The 14,805-nt window shown below is 42.2% G+C and carries 12 protein-coding genes; 5 read left to right on the top strand and 7 right to left on the bottom strand.

The features are described 5' to 3' along the window. Positions 1–53 precede the first annotated feature (53 nt). On the bottom strand, positions 54–500 hold the full coding sequence (locus tag MHH54_RS05300; RefSeq protein WP_226804977.1) for a ferritin-like domain-containing protein: 447 nt from the start codon (positions 498–500) through the stop codon (positions 54–56). 165 nt (positions 501–665) lie between these two features. On the opposite strand from MHH54_RS05300, the gene addB reads away from it, so the two are divergent. From addB to MHH54_RS05325, 5 genes are read left to right on the top strand one after another with little or no spacing between them, the layout of a single operon-like run. Beyond that, positions 666–4,175: a helicase-exonuclease AddAB subunit AddB gene (gene addB, locus MHH54_RS05305; RefSeq protein WP_342500770.1), complete on the top strand. Its 3,510-nt coding sequence runs from the start codon at positions 666–668 to the stop codon at positions 4,173–4,175. Beyond that, entirely contained in the window at positions 4,153–7,851 is a 3,699-nt protein-coding gene (gene addA, locus MHH54_RS05310) for a helicase-exonuclease AddAB subunit AddA (RefSeq protein ID WP_342500771.1), read from the top strand. The genes addB and addA overlap by 23 nt, the downstream gene beginning before the upstream one ends. A 26-nt stretch (positions 7,852–7,877) precedes the next feature. Continuing rightward, a complete protein-coding gene (gene sbcD, locus MHH54_RS05315) occupies positions 7,878–9,053 on the top strand; it encodes an exonuclease subunit SbcD (RefSeq protein ID WP_342500772.1) in 1,176 nt (391 codons plus the stop codon). Beyond that, entirely contained in the window at positions 9,050–12,445 is a 3,396-nt protein-coding gene (locus MHH54_RS05320; protein WP_342500773.1) for an SMC family ATPase, read from the top strand. The genes sbcD and MHH54_RS05320 overlap by 4 nt, the downstream gene beginning before the upstream one ends. Before the next feature lie 19 nt (positions 12,446–12,464). Further along, entirely contained in the window at positions 12,465–12,764 is a 300-nt protein-coding gene (locus MHH54_RS05325) for a hypothetical protein (RefSeq protein WP_003212100.1), read from the top strand. 46 nt (positions 12,765–12,810) lie between these two features. On the opposite strand, the gene MHH54_RS05330 is transcribed toward MHH54_RS05325, so the two are convergent. The 6 genes from MHH54_RS05330 to MHH54_RS05355 are packed head-to-tail and all read right to left on the bottom strand — an operon-like array spanning position 12,811 to position 14,771. Further along, positions 12,811–13,029 (bottom strand): spore germination protein, encoded by a 219-nt coding sequence (locus MHH54_RS05330; RefSeq protein ID WP_003211468.1) that lies wholly within the window; start codon positions 13,027–13,029, stop codon positions 12,811–12,813. Positions 13,030–13,051: 22 nt separating this feature from the next. Further along, a complete protein-coding gene (locus tag MHH54_RS05335; protein WP_003212401.1) occupies positions 13,052–13,483 on the bottom strand; it encodes a spore germination protein GerPE in 432 nt (143 codons plus the stop codon). Beyond that, on the bottom strand, positions 13,483–13,659 hold the full coding sequence (locus MHH54_RS05340) for a germination protein GerPD (protein ID WP_003210893.1): 177 nt from the start codon (positions 13,657–13,659) through the stop codon (positions 13,483–13,485). Before MHH54_RS05340 ends, MHH54_RS05335 begins: the two co-directional genes overlap by 1 nt. Beyond that, positions 13,656–14,270 (bottom strand): spore germination protein GerPC, encoded by a 615-nt coding sequence (locus tag MHH54_RS05345; RefSeq protein WP_003211179.1) that lies wholly within the window; start codon positions 14,268–14,270, stop codon positions 13,656–13,658. The genes MHH54_RS05340 and MHH54_RS05345 overlap by 4 nt, the downstream gene beginning before the upstream one ends. 31 nt (positions 14,271–14,301) lie before the next feature. Continuing rightward, on the bottom strand, positions 14,302–14,535 hold the full coding sequence (locus MHH54_RS05350) for a spore germination protein GerPB (protein WP_003210877.1): 234 nt from the start codon (positions 14,533–14,535) through the stop codon (positions 14,302–14,304). 14 nt (positions 14,536–14,549) lie between these two features. Beyond that, a complete protein-coding gene (locus tag MHH54_RS05355; RefSeq protein ID WP_003211745.1) occupies positions 14,550–14,771 on the bottom strand; it encodes a spore germination protein in 222 nt (73 codons plus the stop codon). Positions 14,772–14,805 lie beyond the last annotated feature (34 nt).

The raw sequence follows: 14,805 nt of genomic DNA on the forward strand, positions 1-14,805 counted from the left end.
AATCGATTTCATTTTTTGACGGAACATACGATCTCCTATTAAAATAGGACTATCTATGATATATGGTGCGTTAAAAGATATAAAAACCATACAGCATGCTGCTGCTCATCTTGAGCGATACGTTTCATTAGCTCTTTTGTTCCTTGATCCCGGACATAGTCTGATACGCTTAAGTAAAAATCGACCGTTTTTTGTTCATCTTTAAAGGCAAACATAAGTCCTTCTCTGAATTGGTCTGGACAAGGTTCTGTTACGCTTGGTTTGTGGTTTTTACCTGTTAAAGAATAATATAGCTTTGAAAATAGTTGATAGTGTCTGACTTCATCCTGGCGTATTTCTTGAATGATCTTCTTTGCTTCAGGATTTTTTGCCTTTTGGGCAAGTTTTTCGTAGCATTGGATCGCAGAATACTCACCATTGATCGCCTTCTCAAGGTCTGAAATGATTCTTGTGTTTTGGCGCATGTCATAAGGCGAGTAGTCGTAGTAACCGTAATACATGATATTGCCAGCCTCCTTTTAGTTCATGATGGTTTATGATATGAAAAGAGTGAGGAAAGGTGCCTATGTCTTTTTTCAGAAAGGAGAATGGGAACGTGATCGGAAAATAGCTATTTACCTTTATTTTCGCTAGAATATGAGTACATAAGAAAGGTGTTGTGGAACGTGGAGATTCAGTTTTTAGCAGGCAGATCGGGGAGTGGAAAAACGACTGCAATCTTAGAGGAAATCAAAGAACAGCTTCGGCTTGATCCGTTGGGTCCGCCAATCATTTTTTTAGTCCCGGATCAAATGACATTTTTAATGGAATATGAGCTTGCGAAAACGTCTGAAGCTGGTGGAATGATCAGAGCTAAAGTATTTAGTTTCACTCGTCTTGCTTGGTCGATTTTACAGCAGACTGGTGGAGCGAATCGGCAATTTGTGACAAGCACAGGAATTCAAATGCTTTTAAGAAAAGTGATTGAAGAGCAGAAAGACAAGTTTAAAGTATTCAAAAAAGCGAGTGATAAGCCGGGGTTTGTGGAGCAAATCGAAAAAACGATGGCTGAATTCAAAAGATACTGTATGCTGCCGGAGGATATTGAGAAAATTTCAGCGTCTAGCATGCATTCAGAGTATACAGAAGAAAGACGGGCAGCCGAAAAATTGCATGATCTCCATGTTCTTTATCAGCAGATGGAGGAGCATTTACAAGATGAATATGTGCACTCAGAAGACTATTTGACTCTTCTTTCCCAGCAAATTCCTTCAGCTGAAGAAATAAAAGGAGCACACATCTATATAGATGGTTTTTATCAATTTACACCGCAGCAGCTTCTTGTCATTGAACAGCTCTTGCTGTATGCAGCAAAAATAACTGCGGCTTTCACAGTAGATCGATCCTATCATGATAGGCAGCCAAATGAACTTGATTTATTTCGTATGACAGGTAAAACGTATTTCCAGCTCTATCAGCTTGCTAAAGAGTGCGAAGCTGACATTTCTGAAAACATTTTTGAAAGAAATCATCGGCACCTTTATACACCAGATCTTGCTTATTTAGAACACCAATATGAGCAGCGGCCCGTTCAGCCATATCAGGAAAACACCCCTCATCTCACAGTGTCTAAAAGTGCAAATAAACGAGCTGAAATTGAGGGAGTAGCGAGAGATATCCTTGATTTAGTGAGAGAAAAAGGACTCAGACTGCGAGATATCTCGATTGTAGGGCGGCATATAGATGACTATAAAGATACGTTAAAAGAGGTTTTTCGAGATTACGATATTCCTTTTTTTATTGATGGAAATGAATCGATGCAGTATCATCCGCTCATTGAATTAATTCGTTCGAGCTTGGATGTCATAAAAGGAAATTGGCGGTATGAAGCGGTATTTCGCTGCGTGAAAACAGAGTTCTTATTTCCGCTTGAAATCACTAAGAACAAAGCGAGAGAGCAGGCAGATCAGCTTGAAAACTATTGCATTGCTTATGGTGTAAAAGGAGAGCGCTGGACAAACGGTTCCCGGTTTCATTACAGGCGTTTCCAATCATTAGATGAGGATTTCGGACAAACAGATCAAGAAATTGAAATGGAACAAATGCTAAATGACGTCAAAGAATGGATCGCGTCCCCGCTTTACCAGTTGCAGAAAAGGCTCAAAAAAGCGCAAAAGGTAAGGGACATGGTAGAGGCTGTCTATGTCTTTTTAGAAGAGATACAAGTACCAGATAAGCTTGAAAAAGCGAGGCTTGAGGCTGAAGAAGCAGGTCGATTAGCTGAAGCAATGCAGCACGGGCAAGTATGGGATGCGGTGATTCAATTAATGGATGAATTTGTTGACATGCTAGGTGACGAAGAGCTCTCATTTCCCTTATTCCAACAGATGATAGATACAGGGTTAGCTTCTCTAAAATTCGCTTTGATTCCGCCTTCACTCGACCAAGTATTTATTGGAAGTATGGATTTATCCAGAATGTATCAAGTGAAGTGTACGTTTATCATTGGTGTAAATGATGGCGTTATTCCTGCACGTCCCTCTGATGAGAGTGTATTGTCTGAGGATGACCGAGAATGGTTAAAACGAGCAGGAGCAGAGCTGGCAGAGACAGGAAAGGAACGGCTGCTAGATGAGCAATTTTTAATTTACCAAGCGTTATCAAGTCCATCCCATCATTTATATCTATCCTATGCGGCTTCTGATGCAGAAGGACGTTCTCTATTGCCTTCGACACTCATCAAGTATTGCCAAGAGCTTATGCCAAATCATCAGCAGGCTCTTTATGTGTTAGATCCAGAACAGCTGGAAGACGATGAGCAATTAAAATTTGTAGCGAATGAGCATGTTTCGTTGTCGTATACCATCTCACAGCTGCAGCAATGGCTCAATCAATATCCCATCAGCGGTGTATGGTGGAGTGTCTATAACTACTTAATGACATCTCCTCATCGGGATGTATCAAAAAACATCATGTCAAGCTTGTTCTTTACAAATCGAGCGAAGCCATTAAAGCCTAATGTCACAAAAGAGCTTTACGGTGACCATATTCAGGGCAGTGTTTCAAGAATGGAGAAGTTCAATGCGTGTGCATTCTCTCACTTTGCTTCCCACGGTTTAAAACTAAAGGATCGACAATTTTACAAATTGGAAGCACCCGATATCGGCCAATTGTTTCACTCGGCTTTGAAGCATATTTCAGATACGCTAGTTGAACAAAAAAAGGATTGGAAAAACCTAACGAAGGAAGATTGTGTCACCTATTCAAGACATGCAATCGAACAGCTTGCTCCGCGTCTTCAAAAGGAGATTCTATTAAGCTCTAATCGGCATGCTTATATTAAAGAAAAGCTTCAGAAAATCTTGATTCGAGTCTCTTCTATATTAAGTGAACATGCCAAATTGAGTGGATTTTCTCCGGTAGGGCTTGAGTTAGGTTTTGGAGGTCAAGGGCCTTTGCCGCCGTTTACTTTTCAATTAAAGAATGGCTGCACGATGGAGCTTGTCGGAAGGATTGACAGGGTAGATAAGGCAGAAGGTTCAAAAGGGCTGCTTTTAAGAATCGTCGATTACAAATCCAGTGAGAAAGGTCTTGATCTAGCAGAAGTATACTATGGTCTTGCCTTGCAAATGCTCACATACTTAGACCTAACCATTACGTATTCGAAAGAGTGGCTCGGCGTAGAAGCAACGCCTGCTGGCATTTTATATTTCCATATTCATGATCCGCTCATTCAAGCACCGATTCCACTTGCAGAGGATGAAATTGAGCAGGAAATCTTCAAGAAATTTAAAATGAAGGGTTTATTGCTTGAAGATGTGGAAGCAGTAAAGCTAATGGATCAAACGCTTGATTCAGGTAGATCGCAAGTCATTCAAGCCGGTTTGAAAAAGGATGGGTCTTTCCGTTCTGATTCGGCAGTTTTAAGTGAGGATCATTTCCATATACTCACACAACACGTTCGGCGCACATTTGAAGAAGCAGGCGAAAGAATTACAAATGGAGAGGTCGCAATTAATCCATATAAATTAAAGGATCAAACACCTTGCCGCTTTTGTTCATTCAAGTCTATTTGCCAATTCGATGAATCAATAGAAGATAATGATTTTAGGGTGCTCACCTCTGAAAAGGATGATGTTGTGATAGAACGGATCAAAAAAGAAGGGGATCAGTATGCAAATACCAAAACCGAATAACAGTACGTGGACGGATGACCAGTGGGAAGCCATCGTTTCAGAAGGACAAGATATCTTGGTTGCGGCGGCGGCAGGGTCAGGTAAAACAGCTGTTTTGGTTGAACGCCTGATTCGAAAAATGACCCGGCCTGAACATCCAGTTGATGTGGATCGTCTGCTCGTTGTGACTTTCACAAATGCTTCTGCGGCAGAGATGAAGCATCGGATCACAGAAGCACTTGAAAAAGAATTAGCCAAAAACCCTGGGTCTCTTCATATGAGAAGGCAGCTGTCCCTCATGAATCGAGCTAATATTTCAACCTTGCACTCCTTTTGCTTGCAGGTTTTGCGCACCTTTTACTATGAAATTGATCTTGATCCAGGCTTTCGTTTGGCTGACCAAACAGAAGGAGAACTATTAGGAGATGAAGTGTTAGACGAACTGTTTGAGGATGAATATAAGGCTGGAAAGCCATCATTCTTTGAATTGGTTGATCGTTACACATCTGACCGTCACGACTTAGATTTGCAATGGCTCGTGAAGAGAATTTATGAGTTTTCGAGATCTCATCCTTCTCCGGAGCAATGGATGCGGGCATTTCTTTCACTTTATGATGTAGATGCTCAAACAAAAGTAGAAGAATTACCGTTTTATCCATATATCAAAGAAGATCTTTCTCTCGTTCTCCGGAGCTGCCAGGAGCTGCTTGAACGAGCTCTTTCGCTATCAAAAGAGCCAGGCGGGCCAGCACCGAGAGCAGAGAATTTTATAGATGATTTAGAGCAAGTCAATGAATTAATCCGTCATCAAGATGATTTTGAGAAGCTTTATGAGCTTTTGCCGAACGTTAATTTTAAAAGGCTCAAAACGTGCAAAGGGGACGAATATGACCCTGCTCTCTTAGAAAAATCCACTGATGCACGTAATCAAGCAAAAAAACAATTAGAAAAACTAAAAGATGAATACTTCATGCGCAGTCCTGCCCAGCATTTAAAAAGCTTAGCTGAAATGAAGCCAGTTGTGGAGACGCTTGTAGAGCTTGTGATCCAATTTGGTGAGCGTTTCGAAAGAGCGAAGCAGGAAAAGTCAATTGTCGACTTTTCGGATTTAGAGCACTATTGCTTACGCATTTTAGCGGAGCAGGATGCAGAAGGACATTTGATCGAAACAGAAGCTGCCAAATACTATCAACAGCAGTTTGAAGAAGTGCTCGTTGATGAATATCAGGATACAAACCTTGTACAAGAAACGATTTTAAAGCTTGTATCTATGGGGAAACATTCTGCAGAGGGCAATCTGTTTATGGTTGGTGATGTAAAGCAGTCTATTTATCGTTTTAGACTGGCAGAGCCTATGCTCTTTTTAAACAAATATAAACACTTTCAACCAGACGGCAAAGAAACAGGGAAGAGAATCGATTTAAATAAAAACTTCCGCAGCCGTTCAGATGTTTTAGATAGTACGAACTTTTTGTTCAAGCAGCTGATGGGGGAAACAGTGGGAGAAATTGAATATGATGAACAAGCTGAATTAAAGCTTGGAGCGAGTTATCCAGAAAGCAAAGATACAACGACAGAAATGCTTCTTGTCCACTTAGATCAGCAGGAAGCAGAAACCGGCGAAGAGCGAGAAGAGCTCGAGACCGTCCAATTTGAAGCGAGAATCATTGCTGAAAAAATAAAAGAATTAGTGGAGCAGCCATTCCAAGTGTACGATGCAAAGCAGCAAATGACCCGTAATTTGCAGTATCGTGACATTGTCATTTTGCTTCGGTCTATGCCTTGGGCTCCACAAATGATGGAGGAATTAAAGAAGCAGGGAATCCCTGTATATGCGAATCTTTCCTCTGGTTATTTTGAAGCAACAGAGGTGTCTGTCATTCTTTCATTGTTAAAAGTCATCGATAATCCATATCAGGATATCCCGCTTGCTGCTGTTTTAAGATCACCTATTGTTCATTTAGACGAAAATGAATTGGCTCTGATTCGAACGAGTGATAAAAAAGGCACGTATTATGATGCTGTAAAGGCATTCATGAGTGTGACGCATTCTGATCACCCTACATGCAAAAAACTAGAGCGATTTTTCCAATTACTGCGCAAGTGGCGTGATTTTTCTATCAATCATTCGGTGGCAGAATTAATTTGGGAAGTCTACCGTGATACGCAGTATCTTGATTATGTTGGCGGAATGTCTGGAGGTAAGCAGCGACAGGCAAATCTTCGTGCCCTTTATGACCGGGCTAAGCAATACGAAAAAGCTGCCTTTAGAGGGCTATTCCGATTCCTTCGTTTTATTGAAAGAATGCAGGAGCGTGGGGATGATCTTGGTGCAGCAAAAACGTTCAGTGAAACAGAGGACGTTGTGCGCATGATGACGATCCACAGCAGTAAAGGATTAGAATTTCCAGTCGTCTTTACCGCAGGGCTCGGCAGAAACTTTAATATGATGGACTTAAACCAGCCCTATTTACTTGATAAAGAACTAGGCTTTGGAAGCAAGTACATCCATCCTGAGCTGAGAATTAGTTATGCGACATTACCGCTTGTGGCGATGAAAAAAAAGATGAGAAAAGAGTTGTTATCTGAAGAATTAAGGGTCCTATATGTAGCGCTCACAAGGGCTAAAGAAAAATTATTTCTAGTCGGCTCTGTCAAAAATCAGGTGAAAGCATTAAGCAAATGGCAAAATGCCGCAACCGGAGAAGAGTGGCTGCTCCCTGATTTTGAACGGTATCAATCGAAAACATACTTAGATTTCATTGGCCCTGCCCTTATCCGTCATCAAGCGATGTCATCTGTTTTAGAAGAAACAGGAGATATTGTTCTTTCGCATCCGTCTACATTCACTATCTCATTTACGCAAGCTTCTGATCTTTTAAAGGAAGATATGTCACTTGAAAAAAAGGAGCAAGACGAGATTGTACAAGCATTGATCGATGGTCTACCTGTTGAAGGATATGGTGATGCTGATGAGAAGGTGGCAGAGAGACTCTCATGGAAATATCCGTATCTAGCGGCCTCGCAAGTCGGCACAAAGCAGTCTGTTTCCGAGATAAAAAGAATGAAAGAAATACAGGATGAGTACAGTGTTCCTTCTTCTATTCGAAAAGCTCGTGCAACATTGTATGACCGGCCAGCTTTCATGAAGAAGAAAACACTCACTGCCGCAGAACAAGGCACCGCAATGCATACAGTGATGCAGCATATCCCGCTCCCTTCTGAGGAGCCCTATGATGAATCACGTATAGGACACCTGCTCGAATCCTTACAGCAGCGAGACTTGCTAACAGATGAGCAGATCCAATCAATTAATCAAGAAGGAATTGCTTCTTTCTTCTCTACTTCAATTGGTCAAAAACTGCTAAAAGCGGACTGGGTAAAACGAGAGGTGTCATTTAGTATGGTGTTACCTGTTAAAGAGGTATACAGTCATATTGATACTGAGGGAGAGCCTGTTCTGATTCAGGGGATGATTGACTGTTTATTTGAAACAGGTGGAAAGCTATATTTACTAGATTATAAAACTGATAGAGTACAAGGCAGATATACAGTTGACGCTGCTGAACCGATCTTGAAAAAGCGTTATGAAACCCAAATAGCCTTATATGCAAAAGCTGTAGAGCGTTTGACAAACAGAACATTAGAGGAGAAAATTCTCTATTTCTTCGATGGAAATTTAGAAATTTCTTTATAAATGGTTCGGAATGAGAGGTGAATCACATGAGGATTCTGCATACAGCGGATTGGCATTTAGGGAAAACCCTTGAAGGTCGAAGCCGGCTTGATGAGCAAGCACAGTTTTTAGATGAACTGTATCAAATCGTGAAAGACGAACACATTGATGTCATTGTGATGGCCGGTGATGCCTTTGATACTGTGAATCCGCCTGCTAGAGCAGAGCAGCTTTTTTATGAAAGTCTATCTGCCTTATCTGATAAAGGAAAACGCCAGGTAGTGGTCATTTCAGGCAACCACGATAATCCGGATCGTTTATCAGCCGCATCACCTTTAACAAATGATCAAGGGATTCATTTAATTGGATATCCGACAAATGACATCATCCGTGTCGATGTTCCTTCTGCGGATGAACGTTTATCCATTGCAGCACTCGCTTATCCGTCTGAGGCGAGACTAAATGAGGTGCTAGCTGAAACATTTGAAGAGAAATTGCTTCGTGATCATTACAATTTAAAGATTCAACAAGCGTTTCAACATTTAAGTAATCAATTTCAACCGGATACGGTCAATATGGCAACAAGCCACATTTATGTGGCAGGGGGGAGTCAAACAGATTCAGAAAGACCGATTGAAGTAGGCGGCGCATATACTGTTGCGGCTGAAAGCCTGCCAGAATCCGCTTGCTATGTTGCACTTGGTCATTTGCACAGGCCGCAAACGATCAAACGTGCCAAAACGATTGCTCGTTATTCTGGATCACCTCTTGCTTATAGCTTTTCTGAATCAGGTTACGCCAAATCAGTCACAATTGTAGAGGCAAAACCGAATGAAAAAGCGAGCTGGAAAGAAGTGTTTCTATCAAGCGGAAAACCACTTATGAAATGGAAGGCGACTGAGGGACTGAGTCAAGTGTACGAGTGGCTGGATGAAAAACGGGATCTTCAGGCATGGATTGATCTAGAGATTCATTTAACAGATCAGCTCTCTATTGAAGAGATTCATCAGCTCCGAAAGCAGCATAGTGGGTTTGTTCACATTCGTCCAAAGTTCAAAGAACTACAGCAAATAGAAGAGCAAAAGCAAGTGGAAAAACTCTCAATCGAAGAGAGGTTCGTGAAGTTTTATGAGCGCCAGACATGTGGCGGTCTGCCTGATGAAAAAACAGTCAAACTGTTTTTAGAGCTAGCCAATGATATGCAAGAGGAGGAAGCGACTTGAAGCCGATTACGCTGACCATTAAAGGACTTCATAGCTTCAGAGAAGAACAAATAATTGACTTTAGCTCATTATGTGATGCGGGTGTGTTTGGCATATTTGGACCGACAGGAAGTGGAAAGTCGTCCATATTAGACGCCATGACACTGGCACTCTATGGCAAAGTGGAGCGTGCGTTAAATAATACACATGGTATTTTGAACCAAGCGGAAGAAAAGCTGTCGGTTTCCTTTACATTTGCTTTGCAAAAGGAACACCACATTTCTTATAAAGTTGAACGTGCTTTCAAACGAGCGGATGAAATGAAAGTCAGAACGACATTATGCCGCCTAATTGAAATCGGTGATACGCAGACAGTTCTCGCAGATAAAGCGAGTGAGGTGAATCGTAAAGTAGAAGAACTACTCGGATTAACCATTGATGACTTTACCCGTGCGGTTGTCTTACCTCAAGGGAAGTTTGCAGAATTTCTCTCCCTCAAAGGGGCAGACAGACGTCAAATGCTTCAGCGGTTATTTAACTTGGAGAAATATGGAGATCAACTCGTCAAGCAATTGCGTGCAAAGGCTCAAAAGCATTATGGGCAAAAAAATGAACTGCTAGCTGAACTGAATGGTTTAGGAGAAGCTGGTCCAGAGGCGCTGGCAAAAGCAAAGGAAGCAGCTGAGCAGGCAAAGGCTATTTTTCATGAGAAAAAACAAGCGCGGGACGAAGCGTTCACTGCTTTTACAAAGGCGCAAGCGATCTGGCAGTATCAAAAGGAACAAGAAGCTTACGAGACTGAACAAAACAAGCTGAATTTACTGGCACCATCAATAGAAGAGAAAAAGACGAAGCTCCATATCGCAGAGCAGGCAGAGACGCTAAAGCCCTATGCGGATGCATTGACAAAGGCTGAAAAACAGCTTTCTCAAGCATCGAAAGAGAAAGAGGAAGCAGAAAAGCAGCTGCTGCATCAACGAACGATCTATGATCAAATGGCGCGGGAGTATGAGCAAGCCCGGCAAAAGAAAATAGAGACAGAGCCAGACCTTCTCCAAAAGAAAGAACAGCTGATTCAGCTAAAAGAAATTGAACGTAAAAAAGAGGCAGCTTTTCAGGAAAAGACGAGCATAGAGCGCCAAAAAAATGAAAAAGCGCAGCAGCTCCTCCAAAAGAAGAAAGAAGCGGAGAATCTCCAATCTCTATTAGAGCGTGCACTAACGAAACAAACACAGCTGAAAAATGAGCTGGAGCAGTTACAAGTTTCAGTGAAAGAACGCAAAAGTGTACAGGATGCTTTACGTTTAAGTGAAAATGTTGAAAGAATAAACCTTAGTATTCAAAAGGAAAAGCAAAAGCTGGAGGAGCTCAACAAGCGAGCCTCACAGACTTCAGAAGCATATGAAAAGCTTCAAAAGCAGCAAAACGACCATTATGAAAAAATAGGCCAATCGTTTCAAGCAATTGAACACCTCTATTTTTATGTATGTGAACTCGAACGAGCTCTGACAGAATGGAGTCAAAAAGAACAACAACAGAAACTCGAAAAATTAAAGCAGCGTGATGCGGTAAGGGCGGCAGAATTAAGAAAAGAATTAGCGGCAGAGCTAGTAGATGGTGAGCCATGTCCGGTTTGTGGGTCGATTCATCATGATCCAAAGGCTTTGCAATCCAATGACCATGAAGAAACCGTGGCACAAGTCGATGAAGTCATTCAACGGATGGACAAAGAGCTCAAGCAGGCAGAGGATTATGGGAGAGACATGTATGCCGCAAAGCAGCTTCTCGAAACGCATGCCAATCAATTAGTGAAGCAATTCGCTTTCTTATCTCAGAAAGCCCCTGGAGCGGAAGTCGCTGCAGCAGTAGAAACGGTACAAAATTCGCAGTCTTTGCAGGGTCTGGTGCAAGAATGGAAAGGCATAAAACAGGATACTCAAGAAGTTGAACATAAACGAGCTCGTTTAATGGATGAAACGCATGATCAAGTAGCAGAGATGAGCAAGATAAAAGAGCAAATGACTTTTGAACAGCAGCGCATCGAAGAATTAGAGGTGCTGATCAAAGAGTTTGATGCTGAGCTTTCAGAGCAAACGACTCAATTTGAACAGACCTTCCCGCATCTTACATTGAATCAAGTACAAGAAATGCAAAAGCAAATCGATGAAAAGGACCAACAAGCGGAAGGCTATAAAGAACGTATTGAGAAAAGCATTACGTTTTTGGAAGAAAAACAGCTAGCAAAAGAGCAGCTGCAGACAGTGATATACAATGTCGAGAAAGAACTTGATAAACTAGCGCATCAGTTAGAAAGTCAGCAGCAGCTTATCCAACAATATGAAACAGATTTAGGCCGATATCCATTAAAAGCTGCCTCTATTTCTGATGAACTTATAGAGGTTGAACACACCCTTTCTCTTCTTAATGAGAAAGAGCAGCAATCGTACAAGCAATTGCAGTACGCGCAGCAGTTGTTTAGTGAAGCGCAAAGTCATTTTTCAAGCAGTGAGCGTCAGCTTCAAGAGGCGAACAGGCGAAAACAAGAAGCAGACGCAGCATGGGAAAAAGAAGCAGCATCTTCTCCTTTTCATATGCCGCAGGAAATTGAGTCTGTTTCAATGGAACAGCCAGTACGTCAATCGGTCAAACAGGAAATTGAGGAGTTTGAGGATAAAAGAAAGGAATGTGCCGCAAACTTAAAGCGAATTTCTGAATTACTGAAAGAAGAGTCACTGGATGAAAAGCAGTGGACGGACATTCAGCACAGAAAAGCTGCAGCTGAAAAAGCATTGGAAGAAGCGACAGCAATGAGTGGGTCCGCACATGAACACCTGCGTGTGATTGAAGAGAATCATCAGCGCTTTGCAAGTATTCACGAACGATTGGAAGCACTGCAGGAAGAAATTGATCGCCTTGATAAACTGCAAACTGTTTTTAAAGGGAATACGTTTGTTGAATTTTTAGCAGAAGAACAGCTGGAAAGTGTCAGTCGTGATGCATCCGCCCGCTTAGGTATGTTGACGAGACAAAGATATGCGATTGAGGTCGACTCAGAAGGCGGCTTTGTTATGCGTGATGATGCAAATGGAGGTGTCAGGCGTCCTGTGTCCAGCTTGTCCGGCGGGGAAACTTTCTTGACATCGCTGGCGCTGGCGCTTGCTCTTTCTGCACAAATTCAGCTGAGAGGTGAATTCCCGCTGCAATTCTTTTTCCTTGATGAAGGATTCGGTACGCTCGATCAAGACTTGCTTGATACGGTCATTACCGCATTAGAGAAGCTACAGTCTCACAATTTAGCAGTTGGTGTTATTAGCCACGTGGAAGAATTGAAAATGAGACTACCGAAGAAACTGATTGTCCATCCAGCAGATCCAAGCGGGAAAGGGACAACGGTCTCAATGGAATTAATGTAAATGTTGAGGTGATAACAGGGTGGCAAAGCAAACCATTGGATTATGTGAGCTGTGCGGAAGACAACATGTCCTGCTTACAGAACACCACTTAACACCAAGAGAAGAAGGTGGGGCATTTTTACCGACTGCCTTCCTGTGTATCCCCTGCCATAAACAAGTGCATGCTCTCTTTACAAACCAGGAGCTTGCCGCACGCTTGAATACACTTGATGCACTAAGGCAGGATGAAAAGCTTGCATCGTACATCAAATGGATTCGAAAACAGCCGGCAAGCAAGCTGGTTAAAACAAAAAAATCGAGACAACGCAGAAAAAAATAAGCATAAAAAGCGCTCCTCTCAATGAAATGCCTTTAGAGGAGCTGCTTTATGCATTGCCTACCATATTCTGATCATTTAAGTCAGGATCCACATAGTTGGTGGCGCTAATGCCATTATTTAATATCAAGAAATCTCCGGTATTCCCCGCTCCAGAGCCTAAAGCAGATTTTGATGAACTCTTAGGCGACAGATAGAATGAATCACCGACGTTTACGACGCCTCCAGAAATAGAGTTAATGTAAATGGGTCCGACAATTGCTGGCATAATCGACATCCTTTATTCGAAGTCATATCACCATCATATGCGTAGGTAGGTCCACTTGTGAGTTTGGCGGACTTTCGTCGTTGCTAAATAACTCTCGAATATGCTTCACTCTTGCAACGCCATTCATTCCACATGTAGAGCCAATTTGAAACACAGAAGAGGAAGACACCCCTTCTACATGTATTGAAGAAACTTTAATCACAGGCTTCTCGTGATAAAAAGCTGTTCTGACAGATCGTTCCGGCAGCATCAATGGAATCGGCTCAAAATATACTTCAAATTCTTTCGCATTTAAGTTTTCTGCTTCATAGCCATAAAACAAACTAAGCGTCCGTTGAACAGCTAACACCTTGACCTTCGGGCATAGCTCCTGTGTATCACCAATTTGAACGACACTCGAAATCCCGACAGAATTCACCTTCGAGAACTTCACTTGAGATGTGCGCTTAATCATTATCGAGGTGCCAGAGGAACAAACGGGCCAATGATCAAAGATTCTGGCGGTGTATCAAAAATGGAGGATAATTGTACATGATCTGTGTCCCCGATGATAAATAGGGAAGAGGACGAAACCCCAACTACTTTAATGCTTCCGGTCTCGATGTTGCGGTTGACGACTGTGAAATTCATCCGTTTTCCTCTCCTTTCGTTTCATTTGGAATATGGGCTAAGAAGTGCTCAATCGCTCGTTTAACATCATGCTTCACATATTCAGCAATTTGCTCTGAACGCTGCAGCGGAGTCATATCTTCCCGGTGCGGGAGCTGTCCTGCATAGTATTTGATTCTGCTGTCAATTTGTTTTCGGATGTCCTCAATGATGTGGTGTTTGTTGCTTTCATCCAGGGACCCTTCATATCGCTGTTCTAGCTCTTCAAGAAGTTCTGGCGCTTCTTCATTTAAGAATGCGTCGACAAGCTGGCGTGTTTGATTGAAAAATTGATCAGCCGTTTCTTGCTGCATCATTCCAATGCCCGGGGTTGTTGTTTGGCCCACTTCAAAGTTTTGAACACTGTTTGGATCAGATGGATTGAGGCCGATATTCAGCGTACCTTCCAGCCGCTCGATTTTCAGTTGATCAAATTGATAATCAATCCGTTCAATCGTCGTTGTCGGTTTATCCTTGATCATTTGCATTTCCTGCTGAAGTTCGTTAAGCCTTTTTTCAAGCATCATGATTTGTTGTGTTTGTTTTTGAATGATGCCATATACTTGTGAAGCGTTGCTTTGATAGTCATACATTGACATACACCTCCGGGGATTGCAGATGAACTTAAGTTGTTGGTGACTGAAGCGGTACAAAAGGTGCTGTGCTTGCGCCTTGGGATTCTTCAATTCCTTGTGTGCCTGCTGCGGCAGGTGCTGCTTCTACGTAGCTGCCCGTGTTATACAGATTAGAAAGAGCTTTAATTGAACCAGCGCTCCCAATTTGCAGCACAGAGGAGTTACTGACAGACTCTACACGCAAATAATTAATTTGTATCGCTTGATTAATATAGAAGTTCAACGGATTCTCACTCCTTACAAGTTACCAACAAGCGGTTGATCAATGACATCACTGTCGTACGTATTTGTCACACTTTTATAGTTGCTAATGCGCAATTGATCACCAGTGTTAAAACTGCCTGCGCCAGCAAACGTTTTAACCTGACTATTTGGAGAAATGGTGATGCAGTCTCCAACATGAACGACTCCGCTCGTTCCGACGGCATTTACTTTAAAGGCTCCAACAATAGCCGGCATAGCGGTGCACATCCTTTATAAAAATAAGGCACTT

Origin of the sequence: Bacillus sp. FSL K6-4563 (genome assembly GCF_038630405.1) — a bacterium.
GTDB lineage: Bacteria > Bacillota > Bacilli > Bacillales > Bacillaceae > Bacillus > Bacillus pumilus.